The organism is Agarivorans gilvus (assembly GCF_001420915.1).
Classification (GTDB): domain Bacteria; phylum Pseudomonadota; class Gammaproteobacteria; order Enterobacterales; family Celerinatantimonadaceae; genus Agarivorans; species Agarivorans gilvus.
Genome location: NZ_CP013021.1, coordinates 3504210 through 3525047, shown reverse-complemented (window position 1 = coordinate 3525047; position 20838 = coordinate 3504210). Strand labels below are relative to the sequence as shown.

General features: G+C 46.9%; 21 protein-coding genes. 13 read left to right on the top strand and 8 right to left on the bottom strand.

What is annotated here, in order from left to right; translation table 11 throughout:
- Positions 1-139 precede the first annotated feature (139 nt).
- Both AR383_RS16705 and AR383_RS16700 read right to left on the bottom strand, forming a co-directional pair.
- The gene (locus AR383_RS16705) at positions 140-718 is read right to left on the bottom strand and encodes a YceI family protein (protein WP_055734154.1); all 579 of its coding nucleotides are present in this window, start codon (positions 716-718) and stop codon (positions 140-142) included.
- Positions 719-733: 15 nt separating this feature from the next.
- A complete protein-coding gene (locus AR383_RS16700; RefSeq protein ID WP_055734153.1) occupies positions 734-1285 on the bottom strand; it encodes a cytochrome b in 552 nt (183 codons plus the stop codon).
- A 371-nt stretch (positions 1286-1656) separates the two neighbouring features.
- Here AR383_RS16700 and AR383_RS21820 point away from each other — a divergent pair, with 371 nt between their 5' ends.
- On the top strand, positions 1657-1824 hold the full coding sequence (locus AR383_RS21820) for a PA3496 family putative envelope integrity protein (RefSeq protein ID WP_188407437.1): 168 nt from the start codon (positions 1657-1659) through the stop codon (positions 1822-1824).
- 66 nt (positions 1825-1890) lie between these two features.
- Here AR383_RS21820 and AR383_RS16695 read toward each other — a convergent pair whose 3' ends face one another.
- Positions 1891-2340, bottom strand: a complete 450-nt coding sequence (locus tag AR383_RS16695) for a DUF3859 domain-containing protein (protein ID WP_055734152.1) — start codon at positions 2338-2340, stop codon at positions 1891-1893.
- Positions 2341-2506: 166 nt separating this feature from the next.
- On the opposite strand from AR383_RS16695, the gene AR383_RS16690 reads away from it, so the two are divergent.
- Positions 2507-2953 carry a DUF2059 domain-containing protein gene (locus AR383_RS16690; RefSeq protein ID WP_055734151.1) on the top strand — a complete coding sequence of 149 codons (447 nt, stop codon included), beginning with the start codon at positions 2507-2509 and terminating at the stop codon, positions 2951-2953.
- Between the two features lie 44 nt (positions 2954-2997).
- Here AR383_RS16690 and AR383_RS16685 read toward each other — a convergent pair whose 3' ends face one another.
- Complete coding sequence (locus tag AR383_RS16685; RefSeq protein ID WP_055734150.1) at positions 2998-3651, bottom strand: 7-cyano-7-deazaguanine/7-aminomethyl-7-deazaguanine transporter; 654 nt, start codon at positions 3649-3651, stop codon at positions 2998-3000.
- A gap of 277 nt (positions 3652-3928) precedes the next feature.
- Here AR383_RS16685 and AR383_RS16680 point away from each other — a divergent pair, with 277 nt between their 5' ends.
- From AR383_RS16680 to AR383_RS16660, 5 genes are all read left to right on the top strand, one after another.
- Positions 3929-7642 carry an ATP-binding protein gene (locus AR383_RS16680; protein WP_055734149.1) on the top strand — a complete coding sequence of 1238 codons (3714 nt, stop codon included), beginning with the start codon at positions 3929-3931 and terminating at the stop codon, positions 7640-7642.
- A complete protein-coding gene (locus tag AR383_RS16675) occupies positions 7639-8298 on the top strand; it encodes a hypothetical protein (RefSeq protein ID WP_055734148.1) in 660 nt (219 codons plus the stop codon). Before AR383_RS16680 ends, AR383_RS16675 begins: the two co-directional genes overlap by 4 nt.
- Positions 8295-9509 carry a hypothetical protein gene (locus tag AR383_RS16670; protein WP_055734147.1) on the top strand — a complete coding sequence of 405 codons (1215 nt, stop codon included), beginning with the start codon at positions 8295-8297 and terminating at the stop codon, positions 9507-9509. Before AR383_RS16675 ends, AR383_RS16670 begins: the two co-directional genes overlap by 4 nt.
- 156 nt (positions 9510-9665) lie before the next feature.
- A complete protein-coding gene (locus AR383_RS22195) occupies positions 9666-10346 on the top strand; it encodes a MaoC family dehydratase (protein ID WP_055734146.1) in 681 nt (226 codons plus the stop codon).
- A 53-nt stretch (positions 10347-10399) separates the two neighbouring features.
- Positions 10400-11398 (top strand): carboxylesterase family protein, encoded by a 999-nt coding sequence (locus AR383_RS16660; protein ID WP_055734145.1) that lies wholly within the window; start codon positions 10400-10402, stop codon positions 11396-11398.
- On the opposite strand, the gene AR383_RS16655 is transcribed toward AR383_RS16660, so the two are convergent.
- The gene (locus AR383_RS16655) at positions 11395-11757 is read right to left on the bottom strand and encodes a 5-carboxymethyl-2-hydroxymuconate Delta-isomerase (RefSeq protein ID WP_083481661.1); all 363 of its coding nucleotides are present in this window, start codon (positions 11755-11757) and stop codon (positions 11395-11397) included. The genes AR383_RS16660 and AR383_RS16655 overlap by 4 nt on opposite strands.
- A 158-nt stretch (positions 11758-11915) precedes the next feature.
- Between AR383_RS16655 and AR383_RS16650 the strand changes: the two genes are divergently transcribed.
- Positions 11916-12521, top strand: coding sequence for an acetate uptake transporter (locus AR383_RS16650; protein WP_055734144.1), 606 nt, complete (start codon positions 11916-11918; stop codon positions 12519-12521).
- A gap of 5 nt (positions 12522-12526) precedes the next feature.
- On the opposite strand, the gene AR383_RS16645 is transcribed toward AR383_RS16650, so the two are convergent.
- Positions 12527-13399 (bottom strand): DUF6279 family lipoprotein, encoded by an 873-nt coding sequence (locus AR383_RS16645; RefSeq protein ID WP_055734143.1) that lies wholly within the window; start codon positions 13397-13399, stop codon positions 12527-12529.
- Between the two features lie 152 nt (positions 13400-13551).
- Here AR383_RS16645 and AR383_RS16640 point away from each other — a divergent pair, with 152 nt between their 5' ends.
- From AR383_RS16640 to AR383_RS16630, 3 genes are read left to right on the top strand one after another with little or no spacing between them, the layout of a single operon-like run.
- On the top strand, positions 13552-14004 hold the full coding sequence (locus AR383_RS16640) for a hypothetical protein (protein ID WP_055734142.1): 453 nt from the start codon (positions 13552-13554) through the stop codon (positions 14002-14004).
- Positions 14001-14615 (top strand): SCO family protein, encoded by a 615-nt coding sequence (locus tag AR383_RS16635; protein ID WP_055734141.1) that lies wholly within the window; start codon positions 14001-14003, stop codon positions 14613-14615. Before AR383_RS16640 ends, AR383_RS16635 begins: the two co-directional genes overlap by 4 nt.
- A gap of 9 nt (positions 14616-14624) precedes the next feature.
- Complete coding sequence (locus AR383_RS16630) at positions 14625-15065, top strand: copper chaperone PCu(A)C (protein WP_055734140.1); 441 nt, start codon at positions 14625-14627, stop codon at positions 15063-15065.
- Positions 15066-15082: 17 nt separating this feature from the next.
- On the opposite strand, the gene AR383_RS16625 is transcribed toward AR383_RS16630, so the two are convergent.
- A complete protein-coding gene (locus AR383_RS16625) occupies positions 15083-16285 on the bottom strand; it encodes an HD-GYP domain-containing protein (protein WP_083481660.1) in 1203 nt (400 codons plus the stop codon).
- Between the two features lie 264 nt (positions 16286-16549).
- Here AR383_RS16625 and AR383_RS16620 point away from each other — a divergent pair, with 264 nt between their 5' ends.
- Both AR383_RS16620 and AR383_RS16615 read left to right on the top strand, forming a co-directional pair.
- Positions 16550-17269, top strand: a complete 720-nt coding sequence (locus AR383_RS16620) for a sterol desaturase family protein (RefSeq protein ID WP_232304755.1) — start codon at positions 16550-16552, stop codon at positions 17267-17269.
- Positions 17270-17437: 168 nt separating this feature from the next.
- Positions 17438-18346, top strand: coding sequence for a LysO family transporter (locus AR383_RS16615; protein WP_055734139.1), 909 nt, complete (start codon positions 17438-17440; stop codon positions 18344-18346).
- A 23-nt stretch (positions 18347-18369) separates the two neighbouring features.
- Here the strand turns inward: AR383_RS16615 and arcB are convergent, their stop codons facing one another.
- Positions 18370-20709 (bottom strand): aerobic respiration two-component sensor histidine kinase ArcB, encoded by a 2340-nt coding sequence (gene arcB / locus AR383_RS16610; protein WP_055734138.1) that lies wholly within the window; start codon positions 20707-20709, stop codon positions 18370-18372.
- Positions 20710-20838 lie beyond the last annotated feature (129 nt).

The window sequence follows — 20838 nt, the reverse complement described above, 5'->3', positions numbered from 1 at the left end:
TGGTTAATAATTGAGCTACTCATGGTAATTTCAAAATATCCGGATGAAGTGGCGAAACTGGCGTGATAATAACGGCTAAAAACTAACGGTCAGTAATAAAGAGGGAAGAAAAGCTGCCCTTGGGGCAGCTTAAGAAAAACTATTTTTTAACGCCTTCGATAACTAATTCCATTGCAACAGTGGTTGATTTAGGTCCAAGATCCGTTGGAATACCAAAGTCCTTCATCACTAAATCAGTGGTACCCACAAAACCTGCACGGTACCCACCCCAAGGATCGGCACCTTCACCCACTTTATTTACATCGATGGCAATCTCTTTAGTCACACCACGCAGGGTGAGCTTACCGTAAAGAGTACCGCTATCTTCGCTGCTCGCTTCGTACTTAGTACTGTTAAAACTTGCTTCTGGGTATTGATCAACAGCTAAAAAATCTTCACTGCGAATGTGCTTATCACGTTCTGCATGGTTAGAGTTTACTGACGAGGTATCAATTTTTACTGCAACGGTGGTCGCTTCTGGAGCAGCTTGATCATAGCTAAAGTCGCCACTGAAGCTATTAAAACGGCCTACCACGAAGCTGTAGCCCAAGTGGTTTACTTTGAAATTGATAGAAGCGTGAGCGCCACGCGTATCAATGGTGTAATCGGCAGCGCTAGCAGGCAAGGCGATGGCCACGGTGCTGGCTAACAATAATGCGGCTTTAAGTTGTGTTTTCATGATGGATCCCTTTATCTATTTAGTTGATTTCAACATGCGCACTAAAGTGCTGTCTTTATCTATAAAATGGTGTTTTAGGGCAGCCAAGGCATGCCCTGCCACCAACACCATTAAACTCCAGGCGAGAAAAGCGTGGATGTCTCCAGCGATTTCTTCTTGCTGCTGAATATGTGTAATTGAGGCCGGAACATCAAACCAAGCAAAGACACTGATGGAGCGCCCATCAGCGGTTGAAATGAAGTAACCTGAAATCATCAGGCAAAACAACACCCCATAAAGCAAGAAGTGGCCTATTTTCGCCCCGGTTTTCTCCCAATCTTTATGATTTGCAGGACTCGCCGTTTTAGGATTAATAGCACGCCAAAACAAGCGAAACAGCATGGTAAAAAACAACAAAATACCGACACTTTTGTGAATGTTGGGTGCCGTTTGATACCAGCTAGAATAGTAGTTTAGGTCTACCATAAATAGGCCTAATCCAAACAATCCAAAAACACATCCGGCAACCAACCAATGTAAAACAATTGTTAGCCAACCGTAACCGTGCTCGGTGTTACGAATCCCCATTTTTTCTCCTATGACACAGCTCCAGCAGAGTACTGGTTTTATTAGTGTGACCGATCAAACTTGCGAATAAAATTGCAATTAATTTTGGCAAACATTCTAAAAAATAGAAACATAAGGGGGAATATAGTCAAATTATCGCCATTTAATAAAAATGCAGCCAATTAGAATCATCGAAACATCAAAACGCTAGAGCTTAAGCACAGCGGCGCGGTGTTGCTTGCATGTTAAAATAAATGTCATTTACATCATCTCTTATCGTCATAAAGCTTTCATTTAATCTCGTTATATTTTGCCGCGTATTTAACGGCAAAGCTCGGCGCGACAGCGGCTAGGCCAAATTACACTTAATTAAGTTAAAGCTAGGAATGAGCATGAAACACTCACACTTCGATGATTTTGATGAATGGGAAGAACAAGATTTCACGGCTAAAGCCAAGAGCCATAAAACCCAAAGAGATAAGGCGCGAGCTCGACGACGCATCGACGAGTACGAAGAAAAAAAGCAATTACAAGCCTATCTTAATGAAGTTCAGGACTGAGCGTTTAAGCTAACTTGAACACCGGCAGGCCTCCACGCAACCTGCCGCTATGCTTAAAGCGATAAGCTAACGCGGCTTCAACTTAGACTTGCGACGGGGATTGAAAAAGTCAGCCGCATCTCCCGCCTGCTGTTGATAGAGCTCAAAGGATTTATCGGCCACCAGCTGACCAGCCAGCTCAATGGTCATTCGCCATATTCCCAGTTTATTACTCACCGGTGCCCAAATGGTGTCACCTAGGTAAAAGTCCCAGTCGTTACTACGCACATATTCATCCCCTGTAAAGGGGGCCATCACCTGCCCGTCATCATCGGGAATATCGGGATGATAAATGCAATAATGCAGCTGCTGTCCTTTGGCCTTCTTAATATTCACTATTAAACCAAATTCCACCTCGAGTTCGGCTTCGACTCGAGTGGTAAATTCGCGGATCTGCGGCAAGGCTTTAGCATCACTATCCCAGTGACTATATATTCCATAGCTATGTAATTTTACCTGAGGTTTGGCTTTAGCCATCTATCTGTTACCCGCCTTATCATGATCAATCAAAGCGCTATTTTAACTAAGCTTAAGCAGATCAACCATGTCAATCCTTTCACCCTCGTTATAGAAGGTGTAGGCTTACAAGATAAATCACTAGCTGTTGAAAATACCAGCTTTACACTACTTCAAGGATGACGCTATGAAAAAGCTATTTGCCGCCGCCCTACTCTTTGCCACTTGTACCCTACAAGCCAGCCCCATAGATGAACTACTCGCACTAAATGATAGCGAACAGCAAATGAAGATTATTCGGCACAATCTTAATAGCGCATTAATTCGCAACAATCCGCCTTTAGCCGACTACCAAGAAGTATTAACACAATGGGCCGAGAGCTACCTCACTTGGGAAGAAATCAAACCCCAAATTGCCGAGGTATACCAAAAGCACTTCACGGATGAAGAGCTAAGCCAATTAGTGGCCTTTTATAAAACTCCAGTGGGTAAGAAGAGTCAGGCGCTAAATGCCACTTTAATACAAGAAACAGCGATTGCCAGCGCCATGGTAGCCAAAGGACACCATGAAAAACTACAAGATATGTTGCAGCAAGAAGCGCTAAAAAGAAAACAACAGCAAAGCAGTAACTAGAGAATAGAAAGCTCGCCATTGGCTCTGGCGAGCCTCACTAAAGCTTATGCTAAGGCTTTTTGCGGATGGAGTCGGCTTTGCAGAAAATGCAGCAACATGCCATAAAGCGGTACGAACAAAGCCAAATTCACCGCTAACTTAAAGCCATAATCGACCCAAGCGATTTCTACCCAATGCTCTGCCATGAAGGCATCGCTACTAGCGAAAAACGCCACCGCAAAAAATAAGAAGGTATCTACTAAATTACCAAATACGCTGGAGCAAGCCGGAGCCACCCACCATAACTTAAGCTGGCGTAAGCGGTCGAACACCTTAACATCTAGCAATTGCCCCACCGTATAAGCCAAGAAGCTAGCTAGTGCGATACGTGCCACAAAGCCATTCCAAGCCAATAAACCCGATAGACCTTGATAAGCACCTTGATAAAATACCACCGATACCAAGTAGCTCACGATTAAAGCCGGGAACATCGCCAAAAAGATAATTTTTCTAGCGCGGCTGGCGCCAAATAAGCGCACCGTTAAGTCGGTTGCCAAGAAAATAAACGGGAAGGTAAACGCCCCCCAAGTGGTATGAAAACCAAACAAGATGAAGGGAAGTTGAACTAAATAATTGCTCGCGGTAATGGCGATAATATGGAAGGAGGCAAGGATTAGCACGCTACGGCGCTCGGCCTCATTTAATTGTAAAAACCACATGTAACTATGACCTATCTTTTTGTTAATTGGGGGTGAGAGAACCCAAGGGCGCGGGAGTATTTCACAAGCGCTCGGCAAGTTCAATAGCCAAACAATCCGCTTAAGCGAACCCTGCGCTAATTTTTTGTACAACAACTAACAGTTTTTAAGCAAACACCACAGCTAAGGCTTCGCTGAATGCGCGTTCTTGGGTACACTGAAACATTGGCCTGCCTGATGGCTGCCCTCTTGTCCAGCAAGCAAGAGACCAACTAGCTAAATTTAAAAAGGATGCACTTTGTCTGGCTTATTGCGGATCATCTTGATCGACACCCATCTTAGCGGTGTAGTTGAACTTAAACTCGACCAACATAGTAATATCTGTGGTACTAATGCCTCGGGTAAAACCACCCTACAGCGCTTAATACCCGTTTTTTATGGCGAATATCCAAGCCGCGTCGTACCCAGCACCCGCGACAGTTTCGAGCGCTGGTATTTACCGCGAGAAGCCAGCTACATCATCTTTGAATACCAACAGTATAATGGCCAGCAGGCTCAGGTAGTATTGTCCTCGGGTCGTGAAGAGCAAGGGGTAAAGTACCGTTTCATTGGCAAGCCCTTTGAGCTAGAAGATTTCATCGAAAAACAAGACCAGCAAGGCACTTGGTTTTTAAATCCGGCCAAGTTGGGTCAAAAGCTGAAAAAGCAGCTCTATCAAGGCCAGGCTCTAGCGACCACTAAGTTTCTCAATACCCGTGAATATCGCGCCATCATTCAAAACGATCGCAGTTTACAAAACAGCGGTGACAGTGCGCTAAAAGGCTACGCGCGTCAGTTTTCGATGTGCGACCCTAAACACTCCTTGCGCCATATCGAAAAACTCGCCAAGGCGGTGCATTCTAAAGAAGGCAAGATGGAAACCATCAAGTCGATGATTGCGGCGATCATGGAAGAAGACGGCGTCACCCTAAAACCCACCTGGGTAGATGCCAATAAGGCCCAGGCGTGGATCCAAGAAACTCGCTTAATTCAACAATTTGAGGCGATTCGTCCTAAGTTTGTCAAACTGGAACAAATACATCAGCAGCTACTAAATAGTGAGGCGCAATTGCGTCTACTTGAGCAACAACTCAAAGATGATGAAAGCGAGCTGTACAGCCAAACTCAGAGCGGCCAGCGACAAATCAATCAGCTAAAACAAGATCTCAACGCGCTAGAGCAGCAATGGCAAAACCAACGCGAACAGCTCAACCAAACGCTGTCGGCGGCCAATGCCGACGTGAAACACTTCGATCAGCAACTCAATCAAATTGAAGATGAATACCAAGCCTGGCAAGACAAAAACATTGAGCAGGCTTTAAGCGCATTAGAGCAACTGCCACAGTGGCGCGAACAATTACGCGAAGTGAGCGAACGCCACCAGCTATTAACCGAGCAGCACAGCGACATTGAAGCCCACTTCAACCAACGTAAGAGCGACATTAACGAACAGCTAAACCGCGCGCTTAATAAGCTGCATAACAATAAAGATCAGCTACAACAACAGTTAAATCAGGAAAAACAACAGCAACAAGCCCAGCTCAGCAGCGAACAACAGCAACAACAAGCGCAAATTACTCAGCTAGAGCAACGCTTCCAGCAGCAGCAACACAAAACTCAGCTAGAGTTGGCGCAGCATGAAGCGCGCACTCAACAAATGGGTTATAACGAGGAAGAAAGCCGCCAGCTCAACATCATGGACAACCGCCTTGATGAAGCCTCTCAGCAGCGCCAACTTTTATCTGCACAAGTTCGCCAACACAGTGAACAACTGCAGCAATTGAAGCAGCAACGCCAGCAAGCCGACCAGCAATTGGCCAAAGCCAGCCAGCAGCATAACCTGCTAAGCCAACAGCTAGACACCTTGCAACAACGCTTGCACCCTGCCGATGGCAGCTTGCTGGCTCACTTGCGCCAAGAACACCCACTCTGGGAACAGAGCATTGGTAAACTGATTAACCCTGCCCTCTTAGAGCGTCGCGATTTAAAACCGCATGCCGAAGAGCAGCAGCACAGCCTTTATGGCTTGGTAGTTGATCTAAAAGCCATTGATGCGCCGGAATGCGCCGCCAGTGAGCAACAAATTCAGCAGCAATTAGAGCAGGTTCAACAGGCGCTGCTCAAGGCGCAAAAGCAACGCCAACAAGCTGAACAAGAACTCGATGCCGCCAATCAAGCCGTGCAACAACAAGAACTGGCGCTAGCCGAAGCCACTGCCGCCCTGCATAACTGCGACGATAAATACCAGCGCTTACAGGAAGAAAAACAACTGCTTAAAGAACAGTTTTCGCAAGCCTTAAAACAGCGCCAGCAGGAGTCACGCGAGAGCCAAAGCAAGCTGCAAGACTACCTCAGCAAGGCGCATGCTCAGCACCAAGACTACTTAAGTGAATTACAAGCACAGCATCAAGAAGCCAAGTTAGAGACCCTAGCCTGGTGGGAAGAAAAAATTGACTCTCTAGAGACTCAGCTTAGCCAAGCACAGGAGGCCATCAGCCAGCGCCAAGCTCAAGCCAAGCAGGCTTTAAAACAATCCGAACAATGGTACCGCGGAGAGCTACAAGCTCAGGGCTTAGATGACCAATTGATTGTTGACTTAGCCAAACAAAAGCGCCAACTCAACCAAAACATTCAAGACGCCGAGCAATACCGCGATGAAGTGAGTGAATATAAAATTTGGCATCAGCAAGTCTGGTTAAGTCAAAAACCTAAGCTTAATCAGGCCTTGGTGACGGCTCGCCAACAGCAAGGCGAAGCCAAGCAAGCGCTGAATCAGCAATTAGCCAACTATCAACAGCAGCGCGATAGCCAGCAAGCCTTATTGAGCAAGCACAAGCAACAGTTAGAGCAAGTAGAACAACAATACGCCCAATGCCAAAACCTAATACGTAAAATTAAACAACTGGCGCTGCCGGCACTGCCAGTGACTAAAGCTGAGCAGGCTCAAGGCAGCCCAGCCGAGCGCAGCCGCGAAGCCGAGCAACAAATCCAGCAACGTAACCAGCACTTAGAACAAGTGAACGAGTCAGTGCGCCACTTCGACAGCTTACTCGCCCAGCAAGCCGGTTCGGATTTAAGCGAAACTTGGGAGCGCTCGCGCAGCACTTGTCGACACACCAACGACGAGGGTGAAACTAGCGTGGCCTATCGCGACCTCGTGCCACATTTAGCCGAATTGCTCAACGGCTTGGTACCACAAAAGGTACAGGGTTTAATCGACCACGGCCGTAACCTAGGCATGAGCATTTGCAGCTTTTACCAAAACCTCAGTGACATCGACCAACGTATTCTCAGCCAAAGCCGCCGCATTACCCGCGAAATTGGCGAAGACTTAAGTCTAGACGGGGTGTCCGATTCAGCGGTAAAAATTCGCTCTAAAATCAGCGAGTTGGAATTTTGGGACGAACTTAAGTTATTCGTGGATAACTTCAACAACTGGCAGCAGCAAGGTTTTAGCCAATTGCCTAACGAAGACTACGCCAACAGTATGCGGATTGCCCTCGACATTATTGGTCGCAGCGCCCTCAAAGAAGGGGTATCAAGGCTACTGATGATTGAGCTGAGCCTGCGCGAAGGCAACAGTGATTTGTTGATCCGCACCGATCGCCAGCTAAATGAATCCAGTAGCCACGGCATGGCCTACCTGATTTTATGTAAGTTTCTATTGGCCTTTACTCGCCTGCTACGCGGCAATGCCGATACCTACATTCACTGGCCCATCGATGAGTTAGGTACCTTGCACCAAAGCAATGTGAAGAAAATTTTTGATGCCTGCGACCATAACCAAATTCGCATTCTCGGCGCCTTCCCTAATCCAGAGTCAGAAGTCTTGGATTTATTTACCCATCGCTACATCATCAACCGCGATAAGCGCCAACTACAAGTGGTACAGCCTCGGCTTAATCCCTTACAAGAAAAACTCAAAGCTGCTAAAGCCGCGCAAGCCCAATCCACCTTGGAGAGTCAACAATGAGTATGCCTAGCGCCACCGGCATGAGTGAAACTGGCCGGCTACTGGAAGCCCTGTTAAGTGGGCAATTTATCTGCCAAATTAGCGATGAAGATGGTTTTCATTTTCTGAGTGACAGCAGTAACCGAGAACGTATCGACAGCCACTTACATGTACTCAACCGTCGCTTGGCCAGTGCCTGTGAAGGCGAAGTCTACTTTTGCGCCTATCGCCAATTGGGTGATGCCGAACATAAAGTGCTTAGCCAACAGTTTAATGAGATAGCGGGCAACCTGTTACCGCTCAGCGAATGGCTGATCCTCAGCCAAGAAGCCCAAGGCCAAGACAGCCCAATCAGCGCAGGCTCGGCGCTGCGCCTAAGCGAATTACAAACGGTGGTGGAAGATACGCCTGCACTACGCGAACAACTGGCGAAAATTGCTCAATATAAACTATTTGGCTCTACCAGCAGCCAAGTGGATGGCCAGCTTAAACAAATATTTAAACGCTTGTGTGAGCAAGGCTATTTGGTGCGCCCCAACCAAGAAAAACAAATTTATATCGCCACCGCTAAAGTTGATTACATCTTTGAGGTGATTAGCTTCATCGACGAAGCCGAGGGGCTTGGCCTAGAACAACAAGCCCTCGATGCAATTGGTCAGCAGGAGTCGCTACTGTGAACCAACATTTGCAGCAGGCGGGCTTAAAGCTATTTAAGCTACTGGCTCGCCACGGCGAAAGCCTGATGCACGGCTACCTTAACGGCAGCTTGGATGAAAGCCAACTAAGCAGCAAACAAATTGAAAGCCTGCTTAAGGCCGGTGTGATTTGGCGCCCAGCAGCGGATGAAGGTTTGCATCTGAGTTCGCATCTGCGCGGACTGCTAGAAGAAGCCTTGAGTGATACCCGCAATCGGCAAATTGACGCCAATGTGGGCTCTCGCCTCGACACCATTAAAACCTTGGCGGCGCATTATAAGGAAGCCTTACACATCGGCGACTTAGCCGCAGCCGAAGTCTATTTAAATGACTTGAGTGAACATAGCTATAGCCTCACCGAAAGCCTGCGCCATAGCTCGCGGGTATTGTGGGGGCGAATTAACAACGAGTTTGGTTACGTGCCTAGCTTGAGTGCCAAAATCCGCGAAAATGAATTAGCCCAGCAACAGGTTAGCGAGCTATTAAATAGCCTCGCCCTACTTAACTTCGACAGCTTAAGCCAAATCGCCGGAGACATTCGCGAACTGCGCCGAATCTTGGTTCTTCATCTCAGTCAGGCGGTACATGACTGCACTCAAGAATTGGCGGTGGTACAAACTCGGCTATTGACCCTACTGGGGCGCTTCCGTGAATTGCGCGGTAAATCGCGCTTACTTAAAGGATTGCAGCTATTTCATGCTCAGCACCCCGAGTTTAAGGCCCATGACCCCAGCCAACAGCTGGATGTACCCAGCTTGTTCAATCAGGCAGCAGCTTTAATTGCTCCTGCCAGCGTCGATATTCACAATAGCCAACACGAGCAAGATTTACTGCTCTTGGTTAGCCAATTGGCACCGCGCCAATCCAGCAAACTCACTCCAGCCGAGCCGGAGCGGGCAGTAATGCTGAGCGAGACCGAGTTGTTTGCGCTACAAGAGCAGCGGATTAAACAAGATGTTGAAAACTATTTGTTGGCTGTGATTGAGAACGCAGTTGGCCAAACCGCATTAGACTATTATCAACAAAATCAATTACAGTGGGATGCTGAAGCTTGGCTTTATCAAGTATGGGGAAGTTACCATGCGCTGCCCGAAGAACAACGTAATTACTTTGCCTTAGATCCTATTGAAGACCCTCACCCGCAATTTAGCGGCAATCGTATTGTTCGTGATTTACAAGTATGGCTGCGCTAAATTCGGCCTAACATATTCAACCGGGTAACTAAAACCAGCAGCTAGGGCGTAGATTGTTTACTGTGACCTAGCTTTAGTTTTAAGAATTATTTGACTGACTTAGCGATTATTTTAGAATAGGCCCACTCGAGAGCCTGGGAAAAATAGAGAGAGCACATGAAGGTAGTTGATTTTATTAAGAAAAAGAGAGAAATGCTGGCTCAAAACCCATTTGAGTTAAAGGATTGGCTATCTCCGGCCATTCGTGACTATTGGCTCGAGTTTCTTAATAAAGCTCACCACCACCAGTTAGTGAGTTGGGTTAAAGAACACCAACTTAGCAGTGCTGCCGAGCAACCCGCCAACACTAAAGAGACCATTGAACTACACCCCAAAGCCGAAGCGTTATTGGAGGAGTTGTCGATGCAGTTAGGCGAAGAGATCCACATTGGCGACTGGCTCACCGTTACTCAAGAGCGAATCAACCAATTTGCCGATGTCACCAAGGATCACCAATGGTTACATACCGATCCCGAGCGAGCAGCCGAAGAATCGCCGTTTAAAACCACCATTGCTCATGGCTTTTTAACCCTGTCTTTATTGCCCGCGCTCACCGAAAGTGTTGACCCAGATAACCCGCAATATCCTTCGGCAAAAATGATGGTGAACTACGGCATTAACCAAGTGCGTTTCCCTTATCCAGTTAAGGTGAATAACCGGATCCGTGCCCGCACCCGCTTAACTAAAGTGAATCCGATTAAACGCGGTTTAGAACTGGTGAAAGAAATCACCGTGGAAATTGAAGGCTGTCGTCGCCCAGCTTGTGTGGTGGAATCAGTGGTACGTCTCTATTTTTAATCGCTTTTAATCGCTATGATGGTTCACGTTAGGGTTAGTTAAAGGAGCTTAACGTGAACACAGCGCTTTCTCATTCCATCTCTGTTCAACATCATCATCATCAGCAATATCCTTCTTATCACTATTTGGTGAGCCAGCCGCAGTCATTAGAGGCCAACCGAGCCTATCCCTTAGTATTGTTTTTACATGGTCGCGGTGAAATTGGCGGCGACATCAAACAACTACTCGATTTTGGCCCCAATGCTTACTTACAAAAGGCCCACCTAGACGCTATTTGTATTAGCCCACATATTCCAGAGGGGCGCAGCGCTTGGGCAGTACATGAACTAATTAGTTTATTAGACGAAATTGAACAGCAATTTAATATTGATCCTCAGCGCATCTATTTAACCGGTTTGAGCATGGGGGGATTTGGTGTAGCCAACCTTGCCTTGGCTCAGCCGCAACGCTTCGCCGCACTAAGCGTTCTCGCTGCTGGCGACCCAAATCGCCTGGCTCCTTGGTCGTTGAAGCTACCCGCTCGCCCCATCTGTGACGAACTCTACCAGCGCCTCAACTCCTTGCCGATTCATCTGGCTCATGGCCTCAAAGACGAAGTAATTCCGGCCGAATTCTCGATAGAGCTGGCCGATAAACTCAGTCTGCTGCCACGGCAGGCTCCGCTGCATAGCACTTGGTACCCTCAGCACGCTCACAACATCTGGGATGATGTGTATGCCAGCCAAAGCTTTTGGTGTTGGTTGCTCGAACAAGCAAATTCTCAAGCGCAACGCCCAGCCGCTTCACAACTCGATCCCAAGTTGTTTATTGGCGACTATGGCAATCAACAAGACTACGTAAGCATTGAGCAGCATCCTCAACAAGGACTGCGCTTGTTGTGCAAGGATTTACAAGATAAGGAACTGAGCTTTCAGCTCTACCCGGTGGCTGAGGATTTACTGTTTTGTGAAATTGGTTGTTTACGCTTGATTCACCAGCCACAGGGGCCAACCCAGCTAGCGCTCACCCGTTTAACCCTTTTGGATAAATTTGACTTAAACGCTGCGGACTAAGTCAGCCGCTTGGTGTAGCTTTCGCGCTGAATATCCACTACTTCGGCGCTCAAACTTTTTACCATGGCTAACTGGGCAGACAAACCGTTCACGATGGCGCTAGTCAGCGCCAATTTCTGTTGTGGGCTACGCCCGGATAGAATATGTAAGCGAATATGCATGAAACTGTGGTCGGCCAAACCACTGAATACATCGCTGTAAGGCTGCGCTCTTAACTTGATCGCCGCGCTATCAAACTCAGCACTTTTTTCAAGCAAAACAAATAACTGATGCAAGACTTGCTGAATATCAAGATGCGCTTTTAAATCAGCAGAATATTCAACGATACAATGTGGCATAGGACTCTTAAATTTACCCATTCGATGGTCTTTCCACCTTAGGAAAATACCTGACGAAATTCCATTAAAAAAACCAAATAAAAGATTGATCTAGATCACATCAATCGGCTAGTCTCGCTCAGATAATGCACCGCCCACAAAGCGCATCACTTTTACCCTTTATTTTGGAAGCACACACTATGAGCACTACCACTACCGCAAACCCCGCCCCACTTGGATTAATGGGTTTCGGTATGACTACCGTTTTACTCAACATTCACAATGCTGGTTTTTTTCCTATTGATGCCATGATCCTAGCCATGGGACTGTTTTATGGCGGTCTGTCACAGGTTATCGTCGGCATAATGTGCTTCAAACGAGGCGATACTTTCGGTACTACTGCGTTTACCTCTTACGGCTTATTCTGGCTTAGCTTTGTTGGCTTGTTGCTACTGCCTAAAATGGGCTTGGCCGAAGCTAGTCCACATGGGTTCATGGGCTGGTACTTAAGCCTGTGGGGGCTATTTACCGCCTTCATGTTTATTGGTTCATTACGTTACCCCACCGCCAAACAAGTGGTATTTGGTAGCCTAACGTTATTGTTTGCGTTATTGGCCATACGTGATTTTACTGGCAATGCCTTAATCGGCACCATCGCCGGTTTTGAGGGTATTTTCTGTGGTTTATCGGCGATTTATTTTGCCATGGCCCAAGTACTCAATGGCGAATTTGGTCGCACCATTTTGCCAGTTGGCCGTCCGCTACAATTTAAGCAACAGCCACAAGCACTGAAAGTTGCCGCGTAAGCTAACTAATTGGCTAAGCCTGCCAGTACCGCAGGCTTAGTCAAACCGTCCTCACCTATCAGTAATTGTAAGTCTTCTATATAAGCATCCAGCTTTGCCAACAAATAGCGCTTTTGTTTGGCATTGGTCAAGGCCAATATTTCGCTCATTCCCTGCGCCCATATTTGATGGTTTGCGTTAAAACGCGCCGCTAGCGGCTGTGGCCAAAGTTGCTCAGATTCAACTAACAATACATAAAAACGCTGCTCTAGGTAGGCTTGTTGACGCGGCTGACTCATACTGAAGGCCAAATATTGTTGCCACTTGCTTTGCACCGCAGACCAATCGGGGCGAGTATCCACTAATTGCTCGGCCATCCGTTCAATTAGCGTTTGCTGCTGAGCATTCACACTTCCCAGCCAGCGCTCAACACTCTCGCTGAGATGCTCTTGACGGTATTCCAGATGGCTTTGCTGGCGGTGCTCCGTTTGCTGCTGTTGCGCCAGTTGACTAATAAACTGATTCACCTGTTGTGGTGTTGCGCTCTGGGCTAGCTCGGCCAGGTCTCGGTAGACATAGTTGGCCACCACCCGCACATTTTCTCGCCAAGCGGCCACTTGTTCTTTTAATTGCTCAGGGGTGATCCCAGCGACAAGTTGCGCCCGAAATAACTGTAACTGCGCCAAGTAAATCGGCAGTTGGCTACTGCGGTGCCAAGCGAGCCAATCTTGCAACATCGGTTCAAATTGCTGCTGTTGTTGCTCTGTGAGCTCTACATAATCATCTATCAACCAATAGGCCAACCAATCGAGATTATTGTAAACAAAACGCATACCACAGCCGCTGAGCACAACACTCAGTAACAGCACTACCGTCCATCGCCTCACTCGTTTAAACATCGGCTCTCCTTTCTATAAACAGACCGAAGGAATTGGAATTAGTTCTCAGTAATTCTCGCTATTATTATTTAGGCTTGAGAGATGAAAGCAAGCAGAGTAGATTAGCTTGCCTGCTAACCGCGCCTCGGCGCATCACTACCATGGACTGATAATTGTCTGCTTTAATTAAAAAAACACTGCTGGTCTGCGGCACTATTGCGGGTGCATTTGCATTGGGTTTTGGCTATAGCTATTGGCAAGCGAAGCCAGCTGATATTCATTTTGAGCATTGCTCGGCCCTACAACAAGGCCGGTGTTCTTGGTTTGTTGAACAACAACAATGGCAACTGAGCCTACCTTCTGACTCTCTGCCTGCCATGTTAGCTCAGCCGCTGCGGCTAAGCACCAATCTAGAAAACCCACCACCTCTGGAATTAAGTTTACAGGGTATAGACATGTATATGGGTGAAGTTAAAGTTAACTTGCAGCCCAATGCCAATGGCAGTTATCAAAGCGAACTGTTACTGCCGATTTGCAATACCGGAAAAATGCGTTGGCGAGCCGAAATTACCTCTTTGGATGCCAGCCGTCCCCTAGCCCTAAGTTTTGAGGTTGATAGCCAATGAAATATCTCATCTGGATAGCCGTCATCTGCTTGAGTGCCGTTGCCGGCATTGTTAGTTTCCAATGGATTAAGCCCGCGCCTAGCCCTCAAGTGTCCGAGAGTCCGTCTGCGGTGATCACCACGGTGCCTAATAATTTATTTAAAATCACCAGCAGTGATGGCCGTTTTCAGGGGCTAAGCGATGATAAGCGTCTGTATATTGCCTACTTTGGTTTTACTCACTGTCCCGATGTTTGCCCCACTTCTTTAGCCGTGCTTAGCGCTGCGCTAGGAGAAATATCGCCCGCTCAAGCGGCTCAATTACAAAGTTTGTTTATCAGTGTTGACCCGAAGCGAGATACACCTGAAATGGTGACGACCTATGCCGGCTATTTTCACCCTGACATTGTAGGATTAAGCCCTCAAGAAGGGCAGTTACTCGGCTTAAGTCAAAGCCTAGGAGTATATTATCAATATGTGGATATTCCCGACTCGGAGCTGGAATATAGCGTGGATCATAATTCCTTTTTCTATTTCATTAACCCCAAGGGAGAGTTGCTAGCTAAAGTCCCTCATACCCTAGACCCTCAACCAGTGATCGATAAAATACAACAACTATTAAGCCAACCATAAGGACCCATAATGCGAGCATTTCTACTAATAATAGGCCTAATATTTAGCGGCTACTCTTTAGCGGCTTCTCTAGAATTAACTGGGGCTTACGCCAGAGCAACACCTCCCAACGCGCCCACCAGTGCTATTTTCTTACGCCTGAATAACCCCTCAGAGCACGCCATTAGCCTGGTTTCGGCTAATACACCAGCCGCCGGCCGAGTCGAATTACACACCATGAGCATGGATGGTGAAGTGATGAAAATGCGTCAAATTGAAAAAATAGAAGTGCCAGCTCATTCCAGCGTAGAGCTAAAGCCTGGCGGTTTACACCTAATGCTATTTAACCTTCAACAAAGTTTTAAAGAAGGCCAAGAGTTAGACTTAGAGCTTAATTTTTCCGACGGCAGCCAACAGCGCATCACTCTGCCGGTGAAAAAAGTCATGTTGATGAAGAAAATGCAGCACTAAGATTGAGGCGCGGGAGTTTAAGGCTGGTCCACCAAGAAATTGTCAATCGACAGGCCATAATCCCGTGCAGATACCGCCTCTTCGATCAGATCATGCGAGTATTTACTTAAATCGAGTAACCTAACTTCAGTATGCGTATTGGTTAAGGTATTGAATATCACCTTAACCACTGGGTTTAATGGCTTCTCCGAATTACGCTGCACCACTACCGCTAAACGACCCGATTTTAACTTCACTGCGGTGCCAACGGGATATACGCCCATACAGCGAATGAACTTCTCAACCAAGACCTTATCAAATTGACTATCAACGCCTGCCAACAATATTCTAAAAGCCGCCGTTGGGGGCATTCCACTCTTATAAACCCGGTCAGCAGTAAGCGCATCATAACAGTCCACAATGTTGGCCATGCGGGTGGTTTCAGAGAGCTGCTCGCCCTTTAATTGATTAGGATAACCCTTGCCGTCTAAACGCTCATGGTGATTACGGGCGATATCCAGCATGGTGGTGGATACTCCTTCTTGAGCCTTGAGGATCTGGTAACTATGCACCACGTGCTGGCGCATAATCACAAACTCTTCATCGCTTAATTTGCCCGGCTTATGCAATACCTCATCGGGAGTCTTTATCTTACCTATGTCGTGTAACATGCCGCCCATCAATAACTGCTTTTGCTTATTTTTGTTCATACCCAAGAAACGACCAAAATAAGCTAACAGCATGCCCACATTCAGTGAGTGCTCCATTAAGTATTTATCTTTAGCTCTAATTTTTGCGAGGCATAACAGGGCATTACTTTGGCTTTCCAGAGAGTTAATCAGGCCTTCGGCGGCTCGCTCCATGGGTTGTAAATCGATGGAGTCGCCATGCTGCAATTGCTTAAAGTACTTACTTTGTAGATTTTTGGCTTCATTAAATAAGCGCTTAGCAGCACGTTTTTCACTTTCCGGAGTAGAGCTTCTGGTTTCAGGAACGGGCGCGCGCCTCCCCTCATCCACAGTGCTTAGCTCAGACGCTTCATCGACGCTGCTTCGTGACCAGTCTACCGTGACATTAATAATGCCTTTATCTTTTAAGGCTTTAAGCTGCTTGTCTTCGGTAATCCGGCCAGCTTTAGCTACGTTAGCCTTGCCGGTCTGGCTAGCAATTGCGACTACATACATACCCTTTTTCAAGGCGTTAATATCTACGATTCTTAGATCTGGTTTAGACTCGATCATAACTATAAGAATTTACTTGGGGGTAACGACTAATGCTAATTCAGCCATACTAAATCAATCGACCAAAATAGCCTGCGCTATGGCTTGAAATTGTTATAGCTATCAAAAAAATAGAATAAAAATTAGCTAAAAAGAAATAAGGCTATGTCATACCAACAAACTTGTAAATAGAAACTCAACAGCGACTCTCTCATCTCTGTTTTCGCTTCTTAATAAACAAGTTTATCCCTTGGTGCATCCTGAGCGCCTAACTATACTCAGCTCATGCAATATTTAGAATTTTGGCGGCTAGCCCTATTTGTTGGTCTACTCAGTCTTTTCATGATTTTAGAATGGGCTTGGCCTAGGCATGCTCGGCGTTTCCCTCGGCGACAGCGCTGGCCGAGTAACCTTGGCTTAATTGTGCTTAATAGCTTAACAATTAAGCTAATATTCCCCTTGGGCACTCTGGCTTTAGGTTCACTGGCAGAGCAACAACACTGGGGCGTATTGAATCAACTGGCACTGCCAAGTTGGCTCAGTATTGCTATCTGTTTATTGTTATTTGACCTTGCCATTTATTGGCAGCACCGCTTATTTCACGCCATTCCACTACTTTGGCGGGTGCATCGCGTTCACCATGTTGACCCCGACTACGATGTGAGCCTGGGTCTGCGTTTTCACCCCATCGAGATAGCCTTATCGATGGCAATTAAACTGGCGCTAATCGTCATTTTAGGCCCACCGTTGTTGGCGATATTTTTATTTGAAGTGATTCTCAACGGCATGGCCATGTTTAATCATAGCAACCTAAATCTTCCGCAACGATGGGACGCACGACTAAGACACGCCCTTGTAACCCCAGACATGCACCGAGTACACCACTCTCAGCTATATCATGAACATAACAGTAACTACGGTTTTAATTTGTCCTGTTGGGATCGACTATTTCGCAGCTATCGGGCTCAACCAGAACTTGGTCACCAGGGATCAATTTTGGCCTAGCAAACTGGCCCTTGGCTAAAGATAATCGACAATTACCAGGTTTGCTTAGCCTACCCTTTCGCTCCCCCAGCCAAGTCAATAAGTCGTCTACCAACAAGGCTTAATCGAAACTGGTGAGCCGCCATATTTACTGCTATATTTCAGCTCCGCTTGAGTAAGGACACAGAGATGTATAGCAGCTTATTGATTATTTTAGGTGCATTAATTGTTGGCTATGCCATTCCCCTAAAACATCCTTCTGGATTAATACTTGTTCGCCGATTAAGCAGCTGGATGCTCTATCTCATCTTGTTCTTAATGGGTTATGGCTTGGCTTTTGTTGATAATCTGGGTCAAAACATTCTGCAATTGCTCTATCAAAGCCTTAGCTTAATCGCCTTGTTATTACTGTTTAACCTCTCGGCTCTAGTTTGGGTAGGACGCTTTTTAGATATGCCAAAGGCCGAGCCGCAGCAGGCGCGCAGTACTCACAAGTGGGCCTTGTTTAAAGATCCTTTAGTACTCATTAGCTTGCTCATGTTGGGTTTGCTTTTGGGGTTATTGTATCAGCAACGTCTTCCCGCTCAGGGAGAGTTAGCCGAATACGCACTCATTGCATTGATATTTTGCATCGGCATAGAACTGCGCAGTGCGGGGATCAGTGTTCGCCAATTACTACTCAACCGCCGTGGGCTGATCATCGCACTGGTGATGGTATTAAGTTCGATTCCCGCTGGGCTTATCTGCGCCTACTGGTTTGATTTACCCTATTCAGTAGGTTTGGCCATGAGCAGCGGCTTTGGCTGGTACTCCTTATCGGGTGCCTTGCTCACCGAAGCGGTAAACCCACTGATCGGCAGTACCGTCTTTTTTGCAGATTTAAGCCGCGAGTTAATCACTCTACTGCTAATCCCCAGCTTGATGCTGCGCTCGCCCGCCGCCACGATTGGTTATGCGGGTGCCACCGCCATGGACTTCTCGCTACCGATGTTACAACGAGCCGGGGGCAACCAGTTGGTACCGGTGGCCATCGCCAGCGGCTTTATTCTCAGCTTGCTTTGCCCACTGCTGATCTTGGTATTGGTGAACCTCGCTTAAACAACTCAGTGCTCATCGCTGGGCTATTGCTCGATATGCTCAGCAATGGCCTTATCTAGCAACTTAAGATCTTCCGGGTAGTCGTGACTGAGTTGATAAATCCAGTCTTCCACATTGTCGGCCCAAGCTGGCAACTCCGGCGATTGGATTTTATTGGCTAAACGCTGGATCCGCGCTAAGCCTATCGAACCGGCGGCGCCTTTGATTTTATGCGCTTCCGAAACAATGCCTTGTTTGTCTTTAGCGTACATGTTGCTTTCTAAGACTTGCAAATAGTCTGGCATGACCTTTTTAAACAAATCCACGCTGTCATTTAACACCTTAACCCCTATGGTTTCGCAGAATTGCTCTATTAGATCTAAATCTAGAATAGGTAGCGAGCTGCGGCTCAGAGCTTGCTTGGGTGACACAGAGGCCTCAACTTGTGGCTCTTCTCCAATGGCAAACACCTCATTAAAACAATGCACCACCGCATTACGATTAATCGGTTTATGGATCACATCCACCATCCCAGCCGCCTGAAATTGGCTTTTGCTGTTGACTACATTGGCGGTTAAGGCCACCACCGGCGGCATTTGTGCTGCGCTATATTGTTGCTGCCATTGATTAGCAATATCAAAGCCCGTCATGTCGGGCAATTGAATGTCTAACAGCACCAAATCGAAGTTATCTGGCTCAAACATCGCCAGTGCCTGCTGGCCACTTTTGGCCACTTCAACCTGATGGCCCAATTTTTCTAACAGCGCTTTGGCAATGGTGATATTTAACTCGACATCCTCAACCAATAAAATCTCTAAGGGTGGATGGTCAATTTGTTCGGCTTCATCGGGGATAACATCTAAATCCACCGTTAAACGTACCGTAAAACACGAGCCTTTACCCACTTCGCTGCTTACCACAATATCCCCGCCCATGGCGCGTACCAATTGCCGTGATACCGATAAACCAATGCCGGTTCCGGTGGCCGACTTACTGCCTTCCACCTGATAGTACATGGCAAAAATTTGCTCTAATTGGTCTTCGGGTATGCCCGGCCCGGTATCTTCAATCACAAATTCCAATTCTACTTGCTGTTCGGCCACTGACTTAGCTTTAATGGTCAAGGCTACCTGCCCGTGTTCGGTAAACTTCACCGCGTTATGGGTTAGGTTCCACAATACCTGTCGTAAACGGGTTGGGTCGGCAACGATGCTTTGCGGAAGTGGCCCAATTTGCTCAAAGCGAAAGTCTAAACCTTTAGCCTGCAGCTGCATTTCGGTCAGCGTTTCGATGTCACTCACTAGAGCTTTAAAATCCATGGTTTCCATCGACACCGCAAAGCGGCGACGGTCCAATTTATCTAGGTCGATAATGTCATTAAAAATATTCCCCAGAGTCGTAGCGCTTAATAAAATCGTATTCACATGTTTGCGCTGAGCGTCATTTAAGGGAGTGTCCAACAGCATTTGACTCAAACCGACTACCCCATTTAATGGGGTACGTAACTCATGGCTCAGGGTTGAGATAAATTGCGCTTTGTCGCGATTGGCCTTTTCAATATTGGCTTGGTGGCGCATTCGTTCGGTAATATCCCGACCAAAACCTAACAAACCCAGGCGATTCCCATTACGCCCATAAAACGGTACTTTACGCAGCTCGAAAAAAGCCTTACGCCCATCGGGATATTCCAGCCATTGCTCATAAGTTAAGGGTTCATCATTATCAAATACCTGATGGTCGGTTTCGACAACCTTGTCGGCGACTTCTTCGGGATAGACATCATAAGGCGTCAAGCCAATCAATTGCTTTTCTGAGCGCCCAACCAATTGTTCCAGCGCCAAATTGCAGCCGGAAAACTGCCCTTGTTCGTTACGGTAATACACCAAGTCAGGGGAACTGTCGATGAAGCTACGTAGCAGCGCCGAGTGTTCTTCCAACTCCTGTTGCGCCTGCTGGCGCTGCTTCACCTCCAACTCTAAATGGCTGATTGCCTGACGGCGCGCTGCTTCGGCTTTTTCCCGTTCGTCGATTTCGTTATTTAGTTGGCTAATATTGGCTTTTAAACGATTAGTTAATTGCAAATCGCGTGAGCGCATCTTCTCTAACTTGCGGATCATCTTGCTTAAACGTTGCCGCGAGTCTTCAATTTGCTCTACCACCACCGACATAAAAAATACCGCCCAGGGTGTGATAATCAAGGCAAAGAAAACCGAGCGAATTAAATCCACCGACGACACCTGCCCAGTAAGAGCAAAAGTCACACTCATTTGTATCGCAAGGGCAACTAAAATAATGGCACCAGCTAAGCTGATACTAAATTTTACGATGCCCAAGCGAGATAACAGATGCACATAGTAAGTAGCGAGTTTCTTTAACGGCGTCATTCAAGCCCTTTCCTTATACCCGAGCTGTTTTTATGCTTGCTTACACAAGTCCATAAAATAAAGAGGGTTAATAGTAAACCAGTTTTTATGGTATAACAGCCCATCATTTTACACCTTAATCTCATGTCA

What these genes read in the sequence shown, in the direction of transcription:
- AR383_RS16620 (WP_232304755.1), top strand. Translation starts at nt 16,550, where the DNA reads ATGCAATATTTAGAATTTTGGCGGCTAGCCCTATTTGTTGGTCTACTC.
- AR383_RS16615 (WP_055734139.1), top strand. Translation starts at nt 17,438, where the DNA reads ATGTATAGCAGCTTATTGATTATTTTAGGTGCATTAATTGTTGGCTAT.
- AR383_RS16635 (WP_055734141.1), top strand. Translation starts at nt 14,001, where the DNA reads ATGAAATATCTCATCTGGATAGCCGTCATCTGCTTGAGTGCCGTTGCC.
- AR383_RS16675 (WP_055734148.1), top strand. Translation starts at nt 7,639, where the DNA reads ATGAGTATGCCTAGCGCCACCGGCATGAGTGAAACTGGCCGGCTACTG.
- AR383_RS16650 (WP_055734144.1), top strand. Translation starts at nt 11,916, where the DNA reads ATGAGCACTACCACTACCGCAAACCCCGCCCCACTTGGATTAATGGGT.
- AR383_RS16700 (WP_055734153.1), bottom strand. Translation starts at nt 1,285, where the DNA reads ATGGGGATTCGTAACACCGAGCACGGTTACGGTTGGCTAACAATTGTT.
- AR383_RS16625 (WP_083481660.1), bottom strand. Translation starts at nt 16,285, where the DNA reads ATGATCGAGTCTAAACCAGATCTAAGAATCGTAGATATTAACGCCTTG.
- AR383_RS22195 (WP_055734146.1), top strand. Translation starts at nt 9,666, where the DNA reads ATGAAGGTAGTTGATTTTATTAAGAAAAAGAGAGAAATGCTGGCTCAA.
- arcB (WP_055734138.1), bottom strand. Translation starts at nt 20,709, where the DNA reads ATGACGCCGTTAAAGAAACTCGCTACTTACTATGTGCATCTGTTATCT.
- AR383_RS16685 (WP_055734150.1), bottom strand. Translation starts at nt 3,651, where the DNA reads ATGTGGTTTTTACAATTAAATGAGGCCGAGCGCCGTAGCGTGCTAATC.
- AR383_RS16705 (WP_055734154.1), bottom strand. Translation starts at nt 718, where the DNA reads ATGAAAACACAACTTAAAGCCGCATTATTGTTAGCCAGCACCGTGGCC.
- AR383_RS16695 (WP_055734152.1), bottom strand. Translation starts at nt 2,340, where the DNA reads ATGGCTAAAGCCAAACCTCAGGTAAAATTACATAGCTATGGAATATAT.
- AR383_RS21820 (WP_188407437.1), top strand. Translation starts at nt 1,657, where the DNA reads ATGAAACACTCACACTTCGATGATTTTGATGAATGGGAAGAACAAGAT.
- AR383_RS16655 (WP_083481661.1), bottom strand. Translation starts at nt 11,757, where the DNA reads ATGGGTAAATTTAAGAGTCCTATGCCACATTGTATCGTTGAATATTCT.
- AR383_RS16645 (WP_055734143.1), bottom strand. Translation starts at nt 13,399, where the DNA reads ATGTTTAAACGAGTGAGGCGATGGACGGTAGTGCTGTTACTGAGTGTT.
- AR383_RS16690 (WP_055734151.1), top strand. Translation starts at nt 2,507, where the DNA reads ATGAAAAAGCTATTTGCCGCCGCCCTACTCTTTGCCACTTGTACCCTA.
- AR383_RS16630 (WP_055734140.1), top strand. Translation starts at nt 14,625, where the DNA reads ATGCGAGCATTTCTACTAATAATAGGCCTAATATTTAGCGGCTACTCT.